We start from the raw sequence: 18291 nt of genomic DNA on the forward strand, positions 1-18291 counted from the left end.
TCTGGCCGGTTTGTCTTTTGTGGCAGACGGTTCCGTGTGCGATCAGATCGCCCAGCCGCCTACGTAGAACGCTACCAGCGCAGCCGCGATCGCCACGGTGCCGATGTTCAGCTTGCGCCATTCGCCGGCCACCAGGCGACCGATCACCAGCGTGCTGAAGCCCAGCATGATGCCGGTGACGATGTTGCAGGTCAGCACGATGAACACGGCGCAGACGAGGCCCGACAGTGCGTCGACCATGTCGTCCATGTGCAGCTTGCTCACGCTGGAGAGCATCAGCAGGCCGACGTACATCAGCGCCGGTGCCGTTGCGTACGAAGGCACCAGGCCGGCGAGGGGCGAAAAGAACATCACAGCCAAGAACATCACGCCGACCACCACGGCCGTCAGGCCCGTCTTGCCGCCGGCTGCCACGCCAACCGTCGACTCGATGTAGGCCGCCGCCGGTGCCCCGCCGAAGAACGCCGAGAAGATCGAGCTGACCGAATCGGCCGTCAGGGCGCGGCCACCGTTGATGATGTGGCCCTTGTCGTTGAGCAGTCCGGCCTGGCCGGCGACCGCGCGGATCGTGCCGGTGGCATCGAACACGGCGGTCATCACCAGTGCCAGCACGCTCGGCAGCACGGCGGCCGTGAGTGCGCCGTGAATATCCATCGCGCCAATCAGCGAGGCGTGACCGGCACTGGCCAGCGAGGGCAGGGCGAACACGCCGGTGAACTTTACAGCCGGGTCAAAGATCAGTCCCAGGACCGAGATGGCGATGATGACGATGAGGATGCCGCCCGGTACGCGACGACGCTCCATGCCGAAGATGGCGGCCAGACCCAGCACCGACATCATCACCGGGAAGGCAGTCACGTGGCCCAGTGCAACGGGCAGGCCCGCACCGGCGTTCTTGACGACCAGCCCCACATCGTTGGACGCGATCAGCAGCAGGAACAGCCCGATGCCGATGCCCGTGCCGTGCGCCACGCCCGAAGGCAGGTTGCGCAGGATCCACGAGCGCACGCCCGTGGCCGAGATGGCGGTGAAAACCACGCCCATCAGGAACACGGCGCCGAGCGCGATTTCCGGCGTCAGCTTTTGCCCCAGCACCAGGCCGAAAGCCATGAACGCCGTCAGCGAGATTGCGCAGCCAATGGCGATCGGCAGCTTGGCCCACAGGCCCATCAGCAGCGAGCCGAAGGCGGTGGTCAGGCACACCGCGACGAACACGGCGCTGGTGTCAAAGCCGGCCTTGCCCAGCATGCCGGGCACGACGAACACCGCGTAGACCATCGCCATGAAGGTGGTGATGCCAGCCACGACCTCGCGCTTTTGAGTGCTGCCGCGTTCGGAAATCTGGAAATAGCGATCGATGGCACGCGCATCGGCGATGCCGGCGGCGCCAAGTTCCGTCGACGACGGAATGGACTGTTCAGCCATGGTGGGTTTGTCTCCTGGCAGGACTCCGCGCCGGGCGATCTTGGTCGTCCGCGTAGGGTGCCCTGTTCTGGTTTTGATATCGGTACGGGTGCCGGCGTACATGCGCGGGCATTCTCCAGACCGTTGTCTCGCGATTGGTTTTGTCGCGTGGCGCTGCACTCTGCGTGTGGATTGCGCGCTCGTTTTATCGGTGTGAGGGCGTGCGGCCCAACAATCCGCCGACACTTGGACCGAAGCATAGACGCGCGCTACAGCCGATTCATCCGGCGCGGCGTATCCCGGTCATTTGCAAATTGGTATATCGCGAGGGGAGGGGAACAACGGTGCCCAGGACGGGCGAGATGCGGCAACGCGTGTGGCGAGTGGTGCACGAGTGTGCCCCAACTCGCCGGAAAAACAAAGCGCAATCAGAAGAAGGCCTGAATGCCGGTTTGTGCGCGGCCGAGGATCAGCGCGTGGATGTCGTGCGTGCCTTCGTACGTGTTCACCACTTCAAGGTTCACCACGTGGCGGATCACGCCAAACTCATCCGAGATGCCGTTGCCGCCCAGCATGTCGCGCGCCACGCGGGCGATGTCCAGCGACTTGCCGCACGAGTTGCGCTTCATGATCGACGTGATTTCCACTGCGGCCGTGCCTTCGTCTTTCATGCGGCCCAGGCGCAGGCAGCCTTGCAGGCCGAGCGTGATTTCGGTCTGCATGTCGGCCAGCTTTTTCTGCACCAGCTGGTTGGCGGCGAGCGGGCGGCCGAACTGCTTGCGATCCAGCACGTACTGGCGTGCGATGTGCCAGCAGGCTTCGGCTGCGCCCAGCGCGCCCCACGCGATGCCGTAGCGCGCCGAGTTCAGGCACGTGAACGGACCCTTCAGGCCGCGCACGCCCGGCATCAGGTTTTCTTCCGGCACGAACACTTCGTCCAGCACGATTTCACCGGTGATGGACGTACGCAGGCCGACCTTGCCGTGGATGGCGGGCGCCGTCAGTCCCTTCCAGCCTTTCTCCAGGATGAAGCCGCGGATTTCATCCTCGCCGTTGTCGTTGGGCAGCTTGCCCCACACGACAAACACATCGGCGATGGGCGAATTGGTGATCCACATCTTGGCGCCCGACAGCGAGTAGCCGCCGTCGACTTTCTTGGCGCGCGTGATCATCGAGGCCGGGTCGGAACCGTGGTTCGGTTCGGTCAGGCCAAAGCAGCCGATCCATTCGCCCGTCGCCAGCTTCGGCAGGTACTTCTGCTTTTGCGCTTCGCTGCCGAATTCGTAGATCGGCACCATCACCAGCGACGACTGCACGCTCATCATCGAGCGATAGCCCGAATCCACACGTTCGACTTCACGCGCGATCAGACCGTAGCTGACGTAGTTCAGTCCCGGGCCGCCGTACTGCTCTGGAATCGTCGGACCCAGCAGGCCCAGCTCGCCCATCTCGCGAAAGATCGACGCATCGGTCTTCTCATGCCGGAACGACTCCAGCACGCGCGGCATCAGCTTGTCCTGGCAGTACGACGCGGCGGCGTCGCGCACCATGCGCTCGTCGTCGGTCAGTTGTTGGTCGAGCAGCAGGGGGTCAGCCCAATTGAAGGCGTTGCGAGCAGTCACAGCGGTAGTCTCCGAGTCTTTGTTGTTCCGATGTACGGAACACAGTTTCGAAATTTAGGGCTATCATAGCGCAACCACCGACGATTTCCAGGGCTTTTTTGCCATGAGCACCACCCGTCTCCCCGATCCCGAATTCGATACCGCGCCCGCTGAGTCGAGCGATCCGAATTTCGTCACGGCACTCGCCCGCGGGCTGGAACTGCTGCGCGCATTCCGCCCTGGCGACACGCTGCTCGGCAATCAGGAATTTGTCCGGCGCACGGGCTTTCCCAAAGCCACCGTCAGCCGGCTGGCTGGCACGCTGGTGTCGCTCGGTTACCTGCGTTATGACGACGCGCTCGGCAAATACGGGCTCGACGCCGGTGTGCTCGCACTCGGATTTGCCTATCTGGCCTCGAGCGATGTGATCCAGCTCGCGCGCCCGCACATGAGCGCGTTTGCACAGCGCTTTGGCGTGTCGATCTCGCTCGGCAAGCGCGATCGGCTGGACATGGTTTATCTGGAGACGATCCGTCACGACAGCCCGTCGATGAGCGGTTCATCTGGCTTGGGCGTGGGCTCGCGGCTGTCGCTGCTGTCGAGTTCGATGGGACGGGCGTATCTGGCTTCGTTGCCCGTAGCGCGGCGTGAGCGGTTGTACGAAGCATTGCGCACGCAGCAGCCCGCACAGTGGGCAGCGGAAGGCGCTGCCGCAGACGACGCAGTCAAAGCCGGCGTACGCAACGGCTACGCCGTGTCGCTGCGTGACTGGCATCCCGCCATCCACGCATGCGCAGTCGCGTTCTTCGCGCCAAGCCAGCGCGAGCCGTATGTCGTGAGTTGCAGCGCGCCATACACGTCCGCCGATGCAGAGCGCATCCGCGACGAACTGGCCCCCGCGCTGCGGGAGTTTGCGGCACGGCTAGGCCAAGTGATCGAGCCCGCCGCGTAGGCCGCTCTAAGATTAGGCAGAACCTGCTCTGCCGCCGGCCCTCGCATCCAGACGAGTTTGGCCGTTGATGCCCTAGATGGCGCCTTGAATTTCTGTTGCAGAGAGGAAAAAGGAAGGGAAACTGTCTGAGCGCAGCGAGTTTTTCCCTTCCCCTCTCTGCGACATAAATTCAAGGAATCTTTCGCCATCTCGGGCGCGCCTTTCTTTGCTTACTTTCTTTGGCAAGACAAAGAAAGTGAGTCAGCCCCGGCAGGGGATGAAACCAGAGATCGACCAATAGCAAAAGTCACAAGTCAGTCCGCAACTTCCAAAGCTCCGGAAACAACACCACATCCAGCATCTTCCGCAGGTAACCGACACCTTCGGTGCCGCCCGTTCCACGCTTGAAGCCAATCACGCGCTCCACCGTGGTCACATGCCGGAAGCGCCATTGCCGGAACGCGTCTTCCAGATCGACGAACTTCTCGGCCAGCTCGTACAGCTCCCAGTGGTGCGTCGGGTCCCGATAGACCTCGAGCCACGCCGCTTCCACCGAGGCGTTGTAAGTCACCGGCCGCGACCAGTCGCGCTCGATGCAATCGGCGTCGAATGCAAAGCCGTGACGCGCCATGTAACGCACCGCTTCGTCATACAGCGACGGCGTTTCCAGCGCAGTCTTGACCTGTTCGTAATGCTCGGTGCGATGTGCGTGCGGCTTGAGCATCGCCGCGTTCTTGTTGCCGAGAATGAATTCGATCTCGCGGTACTGATACGACTGGAAGCCCGACGATTGCCCCAGGTGCGGACGCATGGCGGAGTACTCCGGTGGCGTCATCGTGGCGAGTACGTTCCACGCCTGCACCAGCTGATCCATGATGCGCGACACACGCGCCAGCATCTTGAACGCAGGCGGCAGGTTGTCATTGCGCACACAATCCCGCGCGGCGCGCAGTTCGTGCAGCATCAGCTTCATCCACAGCTCGGTGGTCTGATGCTGGACGATGAAGAGCATCTCGTTGTGATCCGGCGAGCGCGGGTGTTGCGCGTTCAGGATCTGGTCGAGCGCGAGGTAGTCGCCATAGCTCATCGATTTCGAAAAATCGAGCTGGGCGTCGTGCCAGCCTTCGCCCTGGGCGGCATTGGGGCAGCCCGATGCTGCGGGTTGGTTCGGGTTCGACATCTCAGGTCACCAGCGTACGTTCGTTGAATTGGGCCGATTGCCATGCGCCGGTTTCGAGCACATCGCGCAGAATTTCCACGGCATCCCACACATCGGCAAAGCTCGTGTAAAGCGGCGTGAAGCCGAAGCGCATGATGCGCGGCTCGCGGTAGTCGCCGATCACGCCGCGCGCGATCAGTGCCTGCACCACCGCATAGCCGTTGGGGTGTTCGTAGCTGACGTGGCTGCCGCGGATGGCGTGGTCGCGCGGCGTGACGAGCGTGAGCGGAAAGCCTGCACAGCGCGTTTCCACCAGCGTGATGAAGAGATCGGTAAGCGCCAGCGATTTGGCGCGCAGGGCGGCCATCGAGGTCTGCGCGAAGATGTCGAGCCCGCATTCGACCATCGCCATCGACGTGATCGGCTGCGTGCCGCACAGGAAGCGGCCGATGCCTGCGTCGGCGTCGTAGCGCGATTCCATCGCGAACGGCCGCGCATGGCCCCACCAGCCCGACAGCGGCTGCCAGAAGCGCTCGCGCAGCGCAGGCGCCACCCACACGAAGGCCGGCGAGCCAGGGCCGCCATTCAGGTATTTGTAGGTGCAGCCGATCGCGTAATCCGCGCCGCCTGCGTGCAGGTCGACGGGCACGGCGCCAGCTGAATGTGCCAGATCCCAGATGGCCAGCGCGCCGTGCTTGTGCGCGAGTGCCGAGACGGCGGCCATGTCGTACATGTGCCCGCTCTTGTAGTTCACGTGCGTCAGCATCGTGACCGCGACGTCGTCGCCCAACGCGCCTTCCAGCTCTTCCGGCGAGTCGATCAGGCGCAGTTTGTAGCCGTCGCGCAGCAGGTCGGCCAGCCCTTCAGCGATGTACAGATCGGTCGGAAAGTTATGCGTTTCCGACACGATGATCTTGCGGGCGGGTGCGTCTTCGCGCTGCACGCGAATCGCGGCGGCCAGCACCTTGAAGAGGTTGATCGATGTGGTGTCGGTGACGACGACTTCGTCTTCGCGTGCACCGATCAGCGGGGCGAGCTTGTTGCCCAGGCGGCGCGGCAGTTCAAACCAGCCAGCCTGGTTCCAGCTGCGGATCAGGCCATCGCCCCATTCGTTGGCGACGACTTCCTGCGCGCGTGCGAGCGCCGCTTTCGGGCGGGCGCCCAGCGAGTTGCCGTCGAGGTAAATCACGCCGTCGGGCAGCGCAAAGGCGTCGCGCAGCGCGGCGATCGGATCGGCCGCGTCGCGTTCGACGCAGGAGTTGCGGGTGATGGTCATGTGAATTGGGGGCGAAGAAAAAACGGTTGGTGTTCTGTCGATGTATCGATCAGGGCAGGCTGCGCAGCACGGCGCGCACCGGGCTCGCATCAAGCGTGGCGAACTTGAGTGGCAGGGCGATCAGTTCGTAATCGCCGGCGGGCACGTCGTCGAGCACGAGCCCTTCCAGGATGGCGAGGCCGTGTTTGCCCACGGCGTGATGCGCGTCCATGGTCTTGGACGTCTGCGGATCGAGCGAGGCGGTGTCGACGCCGATGAGCTTGACGCCGTGCGCGGCCAGCAATGCGATGGTCTCGGGCGCAACGGCGGCAAAGTTGTCGTCCCATGCGGTCTGCGGCATCTGTGCGTACGTGCGCAGCAACACGCGCGGCGGTGCGTCGGTCAATGCATCGCGCACGTGCTCGGGCTCGACACGCGCTACGCCCACGCAGTGGATAACGCGGCACGGGCCCAGGTACGCGTCCAGCGGCACCTCGCCGATGGCAGCGCCGTCCGCGCGGTAATGCAGCGGCGCATCGGCATGGGCACCCGTGTGCGGCGAGAGCGTGATGCGTCCGACATTGACCGGGCAGTCACCTTCGAGCTTCCACGCAATTTCCTGCGAAAACGGCGTGTCACCGGGCCACGTCGGCGTGGCGGGCGAAAGGGCGGGGCTGATGTCCCACAAAGTGCGTTCCAAGGCGGCTCCAGGGCAAGAAAATCGGTGAATCCGTGCCGAAATGATAGGGAAATCCGTGCGCAATGGGTTTGCATAATCGTGCGTGTCGTCTCGATGGATTCGCATAAAATGCAAAGCAACAACAAGATGACGCAAGGAAACACGAAGGATGCAACTCGATACCACCGATCTGCGCATTCTGCAGGTCTTGCAGGAAGACGGCCGAATCAGCAACCAGGACTTGGCCGAGCGCGTTGCGTTGTCGCCGTCGGCCTGCCTGCGGCGCGTGCGGATGCTCGAGGACGGCGGTGCCATCACGGGGTATCGGGCGCAACTCGGTCGTGCCGCGCTCGGCCTGGAGCTGGAAGCCATCGTGCAGGTGTCGATGCGCCAGGACGTGACGGGCTGGCACGAGACCTTCATGGCCGCCGTGCAGAGTTGGCCGGAGATCGTGGCCGCTTACATCATCACCGGGGATTGCAACTACATCCTGCGCGTGCAGGCGCCGAATCTGCAGCACTACTCGGAATTCATCATCGAGCGGCTGTACAAGACGCCCGGCGTGATGGATATCCGCTCGAATATCGTCTTGCGCACCATCAAGGACCGCGAGGGCGGTCTCGCGCTGCTGATGGACGCGCGTGGCGTGCGCCCGCTGGAAGGCGGGGCGACGGGCAAGCGCGGGAAGGGCTAACGAGCGCGCCGCCTGCTGGCGTGGGTCAATGCCCCGCTGCAAGCATGCGCGGATAGTGGATAGTGGCCCGTGTCTTGTCGACTGAAGCGGGCCATGGCCAGGACGTTACCGCCGCATGACGGCGACTCAGTCGCCGAGGCGGGTGAGCGACGAAAACGCGCCGCGATGAAACACCAGCGGCGCACCCTCCGCATCGACGACGCCGCAGCGCTCGACTTCGCCCACGAAGATGACGTGATCGCCCTCGTCGTATCGGCTGCGGTTATGGCATTCGAACCAGGCCAATGATTGCGCGAGGATCGGCAGGCCGGTCGGGCTGAGGCGGTAGTCGATGTTGGCAAAGCGGTCGCCCTTGAGCGTGGCGAAGCGCTTGCACAGGTCCAGCTGCTCGGCGGCCAGGATATTGATGACGTAGTGCGAGCCGGCGTGGAACAGCGGGAATGAATTCGCCTGCATGCCCAGACTCCACAGCACCAGCGGCGGGTCCAGCGACACCGAATTGAACGAGCTGGCCGTCACGCCGACAAACGCCGGGGTTCCTGGCCGGCCTTCCGAGCGCGTGGTGACCACCGTCACGCCCGTCGCAAACTGGGACAGGGCATGCCGGAAATGCGCGGCATCGAAGTCGGGCGGGGTGGCGCGGCCATGTGGGCGTCGATGTGACGACGCCTCGCGCGCGGAAGATTCCCTGTCGCGCGCATCCATGGGAATGGCTCCGTGTTGATCCATGAAAACTACCGAAAGTAATGCGCAATTGTAACGGACGACCGATAGGCCGCCCGGACGTAGGGCTTTGCGTGATGCTGCGTCCACATGATGGCGACTGTGTCAGGATTGGCGTCTTCGGCCGACCAATGGCAGCCCAATCAATGCAGGAGAAACCGAATGACTGAACAACGCGCCCTTGAAACCGCCGTCCTGGGCGGAGGCTGCTTCTGGTGCCTCGAAGCCGTGTTCCAGCAGGTGCAAGGCGTGCAGAGCGTGGTGTCCGGCTATGCCGGCGGCCATGTCGATCGCCCGAGTTACCGCGCTGTTTGCAACGGCAATACCGGCCACGCTGAAGTGGTCGCCGTGAAGTTCGACCCGACCGTGATTCCGTATCGCGAGATTCTGGACATCTTCTTCGCCATTCACGATCCGACCACGGTCGACCGCCAGGGCAACGATGTCGGCCCGCAATACCGCTCGGCCATCTTTGCGCAAACGCCCGAGCAACTGGCGACGGCGCGCACGGCCATTGCCGAACTGGGCGCCAGCGACATTTTTGAAGCGCCCATCGTGACGGAGCTGGTGGATGCCGCTGACGGCAAGGTGACGTTCTGGCGTGCCGAGGACGAGCACCAGAACTACTTCCGCGACCACCCGGCCCAGGGCTATTGCGCGTTCGTCATCTCGCCCAAGGTGGCGAAGTTCCGCAAGCAGTTCGCGCACCGCTTGCAGGGCTGAGAAAGAGCGCCGAGGCTACGCCGCGTCCGCCGGCAGGCGCGCGGCAATGGCCTCGGCCAGCTTGATGCACGACAGCGGGGACGATCCTTCCGCCTTGTTGCTGACCAGGATCGTCACCTTGCGCCCGGCCGCCAGCGCGGCGACGGCCATGTCGGCCAGCGTCTCGCGCGAGAACGGGTCTTCATCGACGAGCTTGTTGAACGGTTTGTACGCCGCTTCGGCTTGTGCGTAGCGATAGCGGCTGTTCAGGTTCCAGCGCACCACCAGCGGGCCGCCCGCGCCTTCATCCAGCAACGCAACGGCCGCGGCTTGCCGGTCCACGGCCGGCATCCGCTCATGCAGGCCGACGCAATAACGCACGCCTGCGGCGCGCAGCATCTTGATGAAGCGCGGCGTGAGCAGCGTGGCGTCGCGCAATTCCACCGTGTAGACGGCGTCGGGATTGAGTTGCGGATCGAGTGGCGGCAACGCGGCCAGGAACGCCTCGAGCCGTTCCACAAAGCCGGCCGCATCTTCGGCCAGCGCCCCCAGTGGCGAGAGCTGAAACACCAGCGGCCCGCACCGCACGCCAAGCCCGCGAGTGGCGGGCTCGACAAAGTCGCGGATGGCAAATTCAGCATTCAGGAAGGCGGGATTGGCCATGCGGCCGCGCCCGTCCGATTCCCGAATCCACGCGTCGCATACCGCGGAGGTCGCCTTGACCGCAAAGCGGAAGTCTTCCGGCACGCTGGCCGCATAAGCGACGTAGTCCGCCAGTGGGATCGGCGAATAGAACCCGCGATCGATGCTGACCGTGCGCAGCAGCGGGTGCTGGGCATACGCCGCCAGGCCTTTGCGCGCGAGCATCGAATCGGAGTATTCGCCCGCATACACCAGCCCGTCCCAGCCCGGATACGACCACGACGAAGTGCCGATGCGCAGGTCGCGCGGCAAGCGCTGCGCGAGTGCCACCACATCGGGCGCAATCACGGCCGGCTGCACGCCCTGTCGCGCGGGCGAGCGTTTGGGTTTCGGAGCGGAGGTGCCGGGTTCGGCGGTCGCGTTGTCGCTTGGGGCGGGCGGCGCGCCGAACAGATCGTCGATGGGGGAACTGGCGGTCAAATGGTTACGCGTAGATATAGCGGCGCGACCACGGGATCGACGTCGCCGACTTGCCGGCCTTCTGCAGCACGGTCTGGAAGATCGAGATTTCGTCGGCGTCGAAAGCGTGTGCGCAGCCGGCCAGGTAGACACGCCAGATGCGGTATTTCTTCTCGCCCACCATCGCGCGGATGGTTTCGCCGTTGGTCTCGAAGCGCTCGGCCCAGTGCTCGAGCGTGCGCGCATAGTGGCGGCGCAGGCTTTCGACGTCAAGCGCTTCCAGGCCACCATCCTGGGCGGCGCTCAGTGCCAGCGAGATGTGCGGCAGCTCGCCTTGCGGAAAGACGTAGCGGTCGATGAAATCGCCGCCGCCCATCGAGCTTTCGCCGCCGGCCGGATCGGACGACGTGATGCCGTGGTTCATGGCGATACCGTCGTCGGCCAGCAGGTCGTGCATGCGGCGGAAATACCCCGGCAGGTTCTTGCGACCGACGTGCTCGAACATGCCGACGCTCGTGATGCGATCGAACTTGCCGGTCAGGTCGCGGTAGTCCTGGATACGGATTTCGATCTGGTCCTGCAGGCCCGCAGCACGCACGCGTTCGGTGGCGAGGTCGTACTGGTTTTGCGACAGCGTCACGCCCAGGCAGCGCGCGCCGTACTTCTGCGCGGCACGCAGCACCAGCGCGCCCCAGCCGCAGCCGATATCGAGCAGCGTTTGCCCGGGCTGCAGGCGGATCTTCGTGAGAATGTGGTCGATCTTCTTGAGCTGCGCCTCGTCGAGCGTTTCATCGCCGTTCTCGAAGTAGGCGCAGGAGTAGACCATGTTCTGGTCCAGCCACAGCTTGTAGAAGTCGTTGGAAACGTCGTAGTGGTACTGGATCGATTCCTTGTCGCCTTCCTTGGTGTGGGCAAAGTGGCGCACCACGCGGGCCAGCGCATTGCCGCTGCTGACTGCCGCCGCAGAGGCGAGGCTGTAACCCACGTTGATGATGTCGGCCAGCTTGCCGTCCAGGTCGATCTTCTCCTGGACGTAGGCTTCGCCGAGATTGTTGAGGGTCGGGGAAAGCAGCAGCGGCAGGGCGCTCGCTTCGCGCACGGTGAGCGTGACGCGGGGCTGCTCGAAGCGGCCCAGTTCGTATTGATCACCGTTCCATAACCGCAGGCGCACAGGAAGGTTGGCAGACTCGCGGATGTCGTGGATCCACTGCTCGAGCTTGCGGTCAATCGCCTGTTGGAAAAACATGTCGACGCCTCCCTGATGTGCAGGTGTTCGGGACGGCCATCGGATTGCGGCCCGAACGGATCACATTAGCTTACGACAAACTTTCCCATTGTGCTGTGCGGGTCTTAGGGGCGCGTGCCGGGCCAATCGCTTGGCAGCAAGCGCCGTGCCGGCATGGCGCAATGCGCAATAACCCATTGCGCCGGCCCGTCCGGCTATGGGGCGAGGCGGACGATCGCCCAACTGCCGTCTGCCTGTTTGCGGTACTCCAGCCGGTCGTGCAGGCGCGATGGGCGGCCTTGCCAGAATTCGAGCCGCTCCGGCAGCAGCCGGTAGCCGCCCCAGTGCGGCGGGCGCGGCGGCGCATCGCCAAAGCGCTGGCGGTATTCGGCTTCGCGCGCTTCCAGCGTGGCGCGATCGGGCACCTCGCTGCTTTGCTCCGAGGCCCAGGCGCCCAGACGGGAGCCCAGCGGGCGCGAGTGGTAATAGGCGTCGCTTTCGGCATCGCTCACTTTTTCGACGATGCCCTGGATGCGCACTTGCCGCTCCAGCCCGATCCAGTGGAACAGCAGCGCTGCGCGGGGGTTGGCGGCCAGTTCTTCGCCCTTGTGGCTGGCGTAGTTCGTGAAGAAGGTGAAGCCGCGCTCGTCCAGGTTCTTGAGCAGGACGATGCGGGCCGACGGCTGGCCATGCGGGTCGACGGTGGCGAGCGTCATGGCGTTGACTTCAGCGATCTCGGCCTTCAGGGCCTCGTCGAACCAGCGGCGGAACTGGCGCAGGGGGTTGGCGTCGACGTCGGCGATGTCGAGCGAAGCGCGGGCGTAATCGGTGCGGATATCGGCAATGGAGGTCATGGGCGTGGCGAATGCGGCATGCGAACGGGCCGAGTATAGACAAACACCGCCTGCCGTTATTTGCTCGCGCGCAAAGGGGGCTGGCACGGTTTGCGCTTGCCGCCGGGGGCTGGCGATCCGTTCTGCGCCGCCTATATTGGCTAGTCAAGGGCATCAGGCTGCGGCGCTTGCCATGTCTGCCACAAAAATTTCAACAGGATGTCGAAATGGTCCCCCGTTCCCATGTTCCCGACACCGCCGCTGGTCTGACGCGCCGCCAGTGGCTGCAGGGCACGCTCGCGTTGGCTGCGGCCGGGCTGGCAGGCTCGCAGGTGCTGCGTGCAGTCGCCCAGGCCCCGACTGAATCGCTCGATGCATTCATGGCGTTGTCACAGGCGCTGACGGCACGGCCCGCGCTGGATCGCGGCGTGGGCACGCGGTTGCTGGCCGCGCTGGGCAAATCCAGCGCCGACTTTGCCGCGCAATTACGGCCGCTGGCACAGGCACTGGCAGCGGGCTCGCTGTCCGACGCACAGCAGAAGACGGCGCTGCAGATTCTCGAAGCGTGGTACCTGGGTGTGGTCGACGGCAATGTCGTTACGTACGAGCAGGCGCTGATGTACAGCGTGGTCTCCGACACGCTCGTCATCCGCACGTATTGCCCGAACCAGCCCGGCTTCTGGGCCGAGCCCCCTGTCGAGAGGCAAGCCTGATGGCCGATACCCAACAAGCCGATATCGTGGTCGTGGGTTCCGGCGTGGCCGGGGCGCTGGTGGCGTACGAACTGGCCCGCGCGGGCAAGTCGGTGCTGATGCTCGAAGCCGGCCCGCGCCTGCCGCGCTGGGAGATCGTCGAGCGCTTTCGCAACCAGGCCGACAAGATGGATTTCATGGCGCCATATCCGTCGACGCCATGGGCGCCGCATCCGGAATATGGCCCGCCCAACAACTACCTCGTGCTCAAGGGCGAGCATCAGTTCAACTCGCAATACATTCGCGCGGTAGGCGGCACGACGTGGCACTGGGCCGCATCGACGTGGCGCTTTCTGCCGAACGACTTCAAGCTGCGCAGCGTGTACGGCATCGCGCGCGACTGGCCGATCCAGTATCAGGATCTTGAGCGCTATTACGGCCTGGCTGAAGAGGCCCTCGGCGTATGGGGCCCGAACGACGAAGACCTCGGCTCGCCGCGCAGCCAGCCGTATCCCATGGCGCCGCTTCCGCTGTCATTCAGTGAACGCACGATCAAGGATGCACTCAACGCGCACGACGCGAGCTTCCACGTGGTGACCGAACCCGTGGCCCGCAACAGCCGCCCGTACGACGGCCGGCCGACCTGCTGTGGCAACAACAACTGCATGCCGATCTGCCCGATCGGTGCGATGTACAACGGCATCGTCCACGTGGAGAAAGCCGAGCAGGCCGGCGCGCGGCTGATCGAGAACGCCGTGGTCTTCAAGCTCGAGGTCGGCCCCAACAAGCGCATCGTGGCTGCGCGCTACAAAGACGCGAAAGGCGCCGAGCACCGCGTGGAAGGCAAATGGTTCGTGCTGGCCGCCAACGGTATCGAAACGCCCAAGCTGATGCTGATGTCGACCAGCCAGGATTTTCCGAAGGGCGTTGGCAACAGTTCTGACATGGTCGGGCGCAACCTGATGGACCACCCCGGCACCGGCGTGAGCTTTTATGCCGACCGCAAGTTGTGGCCGGGCCGCGGGCCGCAGGAAATGACCTCGCTGATCGGCTTTCGTGACGGGCCGTTCCGCGCCACGCAGGCCGGCAAGAAGCTGCACCTGTCGAATATCTCGCGCATCGAGCAGGAGACGCAGCGCATCTTCAAGGAAGGCAAGCTCATCAAGCCCGCCGAACTGGATGCGCGCATCCGCGACCAGGCCGCGCGCTACGTGCAGTTCGACAGTTTCCACGAGATCCTGCCGCTGCCGGAAAACCGCATCGTGCCGAGCGCGACTGAGGTCGACGCCATTGGCATTCCGCGCCCGGAGATCACGTACCACATCGACGACTACGTCAAACGCAGCGCCGTGCATACACGCGAGGTCTACGCAACGGCGGCGCAGGTGATGGGCGGCACCCATGTCGAGTTTCACGACGACTTCGCGCCCAACAATCACATCACCGGCGCCACGATCATGGGTGCCGATCCGAAAGACTCCGTGGTCGACAAGGATTGCCGGACGTTTGACCACCCGAACCTGTTCATCAGCAGCAGTTCCACCATGCCGACGGTGGGCACCGTGAACGTGACGCTGACCATCGCGGCGCTGGCGTTGCGGATCGCCGATCAACTGAAGAAGGAGGCGTGAGATGAAAACGATCGCTTCTTTTTCGCTGCTGTTGCTGACCGGCCTGGTAGCCAATGCCTGGGCGAAGGACACCCCGGCCGACACCGCACAGATCAAACGCGGCGAATACCTCGCCATTGCGGCGGACTGCGCGGCCTGCCATACGGCGCCCGGCGGCAAGCCGTTTGCCGGTGGCTTGCCGATGCAGATTCCGATGCTGGGCACCATTTACAGCAGCAACATCACGCCCGATGAGAAGACCGGCATCGGCAAATGGACCTACGAAGAATTCGAGCGCGCCGTGCGCAAGGGCGTGGACGACGACGGCAACAACCTGTATCCGGCCATGCCGTATCCGTCGTACGCAAAGATCAGCGATGCGGACATGCGCGATCTTTATGCGTACTTCCGCAACGGTGTGCCGGCCGTGCAGAACGACCCGCCACAAAGCACGATCCGCTGGCCGCTGAACATGCGCTGGCCGCTCAAGCTGTGGAACCTCATCTTCCTCAAGAGCGAGCCGTACGTTCCGAAGGCCGACAAGTCGCCGACATGGAATCGCGGTGCGTACCTCACGCAGGGCTTGGCGCACTGCGGTACGTGCCATACACCGCGCGGTTTTGCCATGCAGGAGAAGGCGCTGGACGAGCGCGGCAGCGGCTATCTGGCGGGCTCGACGCTGGCCGGCTGGACAGCGTTCAACATCACCTCGGACCCCACGAGCGGCATCGGCGCATGGAAGCCCGAACAGCTGGTGCAATACCTGCGCACCGGCAGCGTGCCCGGCGTGGCACAGGCCGCCGGGCCGATGGGCGAAGCGGTGCAGCACAGCTTTTCGAAGATGACGATGCAGGACGTCCAGGCCATCGCCGAATATCTGCGGACGGTGCCTGCGGTGAGCAACAACCTCGAACGCGCACGGCAGGATTGGGGCAAGCCTGCCACCGATGTGACGACGCTGCGCGGCAAGCCCATCGAGACCACGATCGACGCCGCGCGCCTGTATCTCGGCAATTGCGCCACGTGTCACCAAGCCGATGGACGCGGCACGCCCGACGGCTACTACCCGCCGCTGCTGCACAACTCCACGGTCGGCACACGGGATACGACCAACCTCGTGCAGGTCATTCTGTTCGGCATTGAGCGCAAGGCGGGCGACCGGCACATCGGCATGCCGGCGTTCGGGCGCGAACTGTCGAATGAACAGCTCGCTGCGCTGACGAACTACGTCACGCACCAGTTTGGCGACCCCGCCACGCCGGCGGTGACCGCGGAAGCCATCGCCAAACGGCGCTCAGCCAAGTAGCGCCACCGTGCCGGCGGCGTGTCAGCCGCCGGTGGTCAGCGGATCGCGCGACGCGGGTGGGGCGGGGCGGGGTGCAGGACGCTGGGGCGCCACCGTCTTGCCCGCGTCGGGTTGTGTCGACTTCAACTCGCCTTCCGGCGTGCGCCCCGGCTTCTTGCTGTGATACGTCTGGCCGGGTGGCGGCGCGGTGGGGCGCTGGCGAACGTCGGCGAGCAGCTTGCCGCAGGCGCTCTCCGGCGCCGGCTTCAGTTCCAGAACGGGCAATACCGCCGCCACCGGCGCCGTCAGCGCCAGCGCCACTGCACCGCCTGCCCGCAGCGCCACGACGGCTGGATTGACGGACACATCCGGATGCTTGTACGTGCCCTTCACATACAGCGGCGTGCGCAGCGAAAACACGCGCAGCCCCTTCGAATCCGGGTGGATCGTAAAGTCCAGCGCTTCCTGCTTGAAGCTCGTCGCGCCGGTCACATCGATGACGGCATCCTGCGTATCCACCACGAACGTGCGCGCCTGCGCCAGGCCGTTGCTCACGGCAAAGTCGCCGGCGGCGCAATTGATGGTGACCTGCTTGTCTCCGAAGAGCTTGGTCAGGATCACGTTGCCGACGTTCAGCCCCATGGCTTCCAGGATGAACTTGCTGATGGTGCCTTGCTCCACCAGGATTTTGACCTCGCCGTTGGACGAACCGAGCAGCGCTGCCACCGAGTTGCCCGTCGCCGAGAGCCGAGCGTCGCCGTTGATCTCACCCACGCTGGCCCGCACGGATTCGATTTTCGGAAACAGTTGCTTGATCTTGAAGTGTCGTGCCGCCAGCGCCGCGCGCGCCTGCATCGGCGTGGCGTGTCCGTCGAGCTGGATATTGGACGTGAGCGTGCCGCCCGCAATGCCGAAGTTGAGCGGATCGAGCGTGAGCACCGCGTCCTGCAGCTTGATGTGTGTGACGAGGTGGTTGATCGGCAGGTCGGCGGTCTGGACGATGCGCTCGCCGGTGAACTTCACGTCCGCGTCGATGGCGTTCCAGCGATCGGTGCGGAAGGGCTCCACCGGTAGGACCTTGTCGGCGGGTTGGCGCACGGTTTTGCTGTCGCCGGGGTCGGCGCTCGGGTCGGCGCGCTTGGCCTTGCTGGCGTTGGAGTCGGCACCGATGATGGGCGCGAGGTCAGCAAACAGCAATTGATGCGAGACCAGCTCGCCCGTCAATTGCGGACGCGGCTCGCGCATCGCATAAGTGAGCGTGCCGCCCAGATCGGAACCGCCCACGCGTCCCGTGAATTTCTCGTAGCGCCACGTCGAGCCTTGCTTGCGCAGTTCGCCGATCAGGCGGCCGCGCGTGTCAAACGGCGGTGTGTCGGGCAGTACCACGCCGGTCAGCGGATACAACTGCGCCATGCTTGCGCCCGACAGGTGCAAGCGCAAATCGAGGGCCGTCAGGCTGGCGGGGTTGGTGAGCGTGCCAGCCAGGTCGATGCGCGTCTTGCCGACCGTCACATCGGCCTGCAGCGGGTAAGGACGTTGGGCGTCCTGTAGACGGAGCACGCCGCCGGCCTTGCCGGTGCCGTTGATGGTGGCGTTGTTGTAGGTGCCCTTGACCGTCCATGCGATGCCGTAAGGCTGCTGGGGGTCCGGCGCGACTGGCATCTGCGCCGCAGTGTCGGAAGCTGCTGCGCCCGAAGCAGCCGGCACCTTGGGGGGCTGGTCCGCGCTCTTGACGACGGTGCCGTTGGCGGCGGTGTACAGCGCCTGGTTGTCGACGGTGTCGATGGTCGCGGCCAGGTGGATGCGCTTGATGTCGTCGTCCAGCACCAGCGAGCCCTTGCTGAATGCGATCTCCCGCAGGTCCAGTTTCCAATCCGATGGCTTCTTGTTGTCGCCCTCGCTGCCCGGCAGGTTGAACGTCCAGTTGTTGCGGTTCTGCTTGTCGCGCTCCAGCGCAATGGCGGGCGTGTCGAGCGTCACGCTCGGGATCACGATGCGATGCGCCAGCAGCGGCAGCGCCTCCAGCACAAACGTGAGTTGATGGATGGTGGCAACGTGCGGTTGCTTGGCCCAGTCCGGGTTGCCGACCGTGATGTCGTTGGCGATCAATCGCGGCCACGGCACATACGCGCGCCAGCCGGATTCGCCTTGAGGCTTCTTCCACGTGAGGATCAGGTCGCCGTTGATGGCGAAGGGGCGCCCGATGGCTTGCGAGACGCGGTCATTCAGATAGGGCCTGGCGCGGTTCCAGTCGAACGTCAGCACAAAGATGACCGCCGCTGCCACGATGACGACGGGTGTGATGACCAGTCCGAGGGCGAGTTTGCCGGATGTACGCATCGTGTTTTTGTTGGTATTGGCACAAAAATGCGACCGCGCGCGTTGATATATAGTTCG

At 64.5% G+C, this 18291-nt stretch carries 16 protein-coding genes; 6 read left to right on the plus strand and 10 right to left on the minus strand.

The genetic code is table 11. The features are described from left to right. Nucleotides 1–42: 42 nt before the first annotated feature. A complete protein-coding gene (locus ABIC76_RS23105) occupies nucleotides 43–1425 on the minus strand; it encodes an NCS2 family permease (RefSeq protein WP_502947894.1) in 1383 nt (460 codons plus the stop codon). Between the two features lie 407 nt (nucleotides 1426–1832). Then, entirely contained in the window at nucleotides 1833–3026 is a 1194-nt protein-coding gene (locus ABIC76_RS23110) for an acyl-CoA dehydrogenase (protein ID WP_045204570.1), read from the minus strand. 103 nt (nucleotides 3027–3129) lie between these two features. On the opposite strand from ABIC76_RS23110, the gene ABIC76_RS23115 reads away from it, so the two are divergent. After that, nucleotides 3130–3957, plus strand: a complete 828-nt coding sequence (locus tag ABIC76_RS23115) for an IclR family transcriptional regulator (protein ID WP_354535373.1) — start codon at nucleotides 3130–3132, stop codon at nucleotides 3955–3957. Nucleotides 3958–4243: 286 nt separating this feature from the next. Here the strand turns inward: ABIC76_RS23115 and kynA are convergent, their stop codons facing one another. Genes kynA through kynB form a run of 3 tightly spaced genes read right to left on the minus strand, consistent with a single transcriptional unit; the run spans nucleotide 4244 to nucleotide 7050 of the window. After that, nucleotides 4244–5116 carry a tryptophan 2,3-dioxygenase gene (gene kynA / locus ABIC76_RS23120; RefSeq protein WP_354535374.1) on the minus strand — a complete coding sequence of 291 codons (873 nt, stop codon included), beginning with the start codon at nucleotides 5114–5116 and terminating at the stop codon, nucleotides 4244–4246. A 1-nt stretch (nucleotide 5117) separates the two neighbouring features. Further along, nucleotides 5118–6371 (minus strand): kynureninase, encoded by a 1254-nt coding sequence (kynU, locus tag ABIC76_RS23125; RefSeq protein ID WP_316884452.1) that lies wholly within the window; start codon nucleotides 6369–6371, stop codon nucleotides 5118–5120. Between the two features lie 49 nt (nucleotides 6372–6420). After that, the gene (kynB, locus tag ABIC76_RS23130; RefSeq protein ID WP_354535375.1) at nucleotides 6421–7050 is read right to left on the minus strand and encodes an arylformamidase; all 630 of its coding nucleotides are present in this window, start codon (nucleotides 7048–7050) and stop codon (nucleotides 6421–6423) included. 148 nt (nucleotides 7051–7198) lie between these two features. Between kynB and ABIC76_RS23135 the strand changes: the two genes are divergently transcribed. Beyond that, nucleotides 7199–7723: an Lrp/AsnC family transcriptional regulator gene (locus ABIC76_RS23135; RefSeq protein ID WP_354535376.1), complete on the plus strand. Its 525-nt coding sequence runs from the start codon at nucleotides 7199–7201 to the stop codon at nucleotides 7721–7723. A gap of 126 nt (nucleotides 7724–7849) precedes the next feature. Here the strand turns inward: ABIC76_RS23135 and ABIC76_RS23140 are convergent, their stop codons facing one another. After that, nucleotides 7850–8428, minus strand: coding sequence for a flavin reductase family protein (locus ABIC76_RS23140; RefSeq protein WP_027677934.1), 579 nt, complete (start codon nucleotides 8426–8428; stop codon nucleotides 7850–7852). A gap of 180 nt (nucleotides 8429–8608) precedes the next feature. Between ABIC76_RS23140 and msrA the strand changes: the two genes are divergently transcribed. Next, nucleotides 8609–9169 (plus strand): peptide-methionine (S)-S-oxide reductase MsrA, encoded by a 561-nt coding sequence (gene msrA, locus ABIC76_RS23145; protein ID WP_354535377.1) that lies wholly within the window; start codon nucleotides 8609–8611, stop codon nucleotides 9167–9169. A 15-nt stretch (nucleotides 9170–9184) separates the two neighbouring features. On the opposite strand, the gene ABIC76_RS23150 is transcribed toward msrA, so the two are convergent. The 3 genes from ABIC76_RS23150 to pdxH form a co-directional block, all read right to left on the minus strand. Further along, nucleotides 9185–10270 carry a DUF72 domain-containing protein gene (locus ABIC76_RS23150; RefSeq protein WP_354535378.1) on the minus strand — a complete coding sequence of 362 codons (1086 nt, stop codon included), beginning with the start codon at nucleotides 10268–10270 and terminating at the stop codon, nucleotides 9185–9187. 4 nt (nucleotides 10271–10274) lie between these two features. Beyond that, entirely contained in the window at nucleotides 10275–11495 is a 1221-nt protein-coding gene (locus ABIC76_RS23155) for a class I SAM-dependent methyltransferase (RefSeq protein WP_102064740.1), read from the minus strand. Between the two features lie 194 nt (nucleotides 11496–11689). Continuing rightward, nucleotides 11690–12328 (minus strand): pyridoxamine 5'-phosphate oxidase, encoded by a 639-nt coding sequence (gene pdxH, locus ABIC76_RS23160; RefSeq protein WP_206275640.1) that lies wholly within the window; start codon nucleotides 12326–12328, stop codon nucleotides 11690–11692. A gap of 206 nt (nucleotides 12329–12534) precedes the next feature. On the opposite strand from pdxH, the gene ABIC76_RS23165 reads away from it, so the two are divergent. From ABIC76_RS23165 to ABIC76_RS23175, 3 genes are read left to right on the plus strand one after another with little or no spacing between them, the layout of a single operon-like run. Beyond that, a complete protein-coding gene (locus ABIC76_RS23165; protein ID WP_027677930.1) occupies nucleotides 12535–13020 on the plus strand; it encodes a sugar dehydrogenase complex small subunit in 486 nt (161 codons plus the stop codon). Continuing rightward, on the plus strand, nucleotides 13020–14630 hold the full coding sequence (locus tag ABIC76_RS23170; RefSeq protein ID WP_354535379.1) for a GMC family oxidoreductase: 1611 nt from the start codon (nucleotides 13020–13022) through the stop codon (nucleotides 14628–14630). The genes ABIC76_RS23165 and ABIC76_RS23170 overlap by 1 nt, the downstream gene beginning before the upstream one ends. Nucleotide 14631: 1 nt before the next feature. Further along, nucleotides 14632–15915, plus strand: coding sequence for a c-type cytochrome (locus ABIC76_RS23175; protein ID WP_354535380.1), 1284 nt, complete (start codon nucleotides 14632–14634; stop codon nucleotides 15913–15915). Between the two features lie 21 nt (nucleotides 15916–15936). Here the strand turns inward: ABIC76_RS23175 and ABIC76_RS23180 are convergent, their stop codons facing one another. After that, the gene (locus tag ABIC76_RS23180; RefSeq protein ID WP_354535381.1) at nucleotides 15937–18234 is read right to left on the minus strand and encodes an AsmA family protein; all 2298 of its coding nucleotides are present in this window, start codon (nucleotides 18232–18234) and stop codon (nucleotides 15937–15939) included. Nucleotides 18235–18291: the final 57 nt, after the last annotated feature.

It is taken from the genome of Ralstonia sp. 1138 (assembly GCF_040544795.1).
GTDB lineage: Bacteria > Pseudomonadota > Gammaproteobacteria > Burkholderiales > Burkholderiaceae > Ralstonia > Ralstonia flatus.

Coding starts and splice junctions, on each gene's coding strand:
- ABIC76_RS23180 (WP_354535381.1), bottom strand. CDS start 18,234: ATGCGTACATCCGGCAAACTCGCCCTCGGACTGGTCATCACACCCGTC.
- msrA (WP_354535377.1), top strand. CDS start 8,609: ATGACTGAACAACGCGCCCTTGAAACCGCCGTCCTGGGCGGAGGCTGC.
- ABIC76_RS23170 (WP_354535379.1), top strand. CDS start 13,020: ATGGCCGATACCCAACAAGCCGATATCGTGGTCGTGGGTTCCGGCGTG.
- kynU (WP_316884452.1), bottom strand. CDS start 6,371: ATGACCATCACCCGCAACTCCTGCGTCGAACGCGACGCGGCCGATCCG.
- kynA (WP_354535374.1), bottom strand. CDS start 5,116: ATGTCGAACCCGAACCAACCCGCAGCATCGGGCTGCCCCAATGCCGCC.
- ABIC76_RS23105 (WP_502947894.1), bottom strand. CDS start 1,425: ATGGCTGAACAGTCCATTCCGTCGTCGACGGAACTTGGCGCCGCCGGC.
- ABIC76_RS23140 (WP_027677934.1), bottom strand. CDS start 8,428: ATGGATGCGCGCGACAGGGAATCTTCCGCGCGCGAGGCGTCGTCACAT.
- pdxH (WP_206275640.1), bottom strand. CDS start 12,328: ATGACCTCCATTGCCGATATCCGCACCGATTACGCCCGCGCTTCGCTC.
- ABIC76_RS23175 (WP_354535380.1), top strand. CDS start 14,632: ATGAAAACGATCGCTTCTTTTTCGCTGCTGTTGCTGACCGGCCTGGTA.
- ABIC76_RS23135 (WP_354535376.1), top strand. CDS start 7,199: ATGCAACTCGATACCACCGATCTGCGCATTCTGCAGGTCTTGCAGGAA.
- ABIC76_RS23115 (WP_354535373.1), top strand. CDS start 3,130: ATGAGCACCACCCGTCTCCCCGATCCCGAATTCGATACCGCGCCCGCT.
- ABIC76_RS23165 (WP_027677930.1), top strand. CDS start 12,535: ATGGTCCCCCGTTCCCATGTTCCCGACACCGCCGCTGGTCTGACGCGC.
- ABIC76_RS23155 (WP_102064740.1), bottom strand. CDS start 11,495: ATGTTTTTCCAACAGGCGATTGACCGCAAGCTCGAGCAGTGGATCCAC.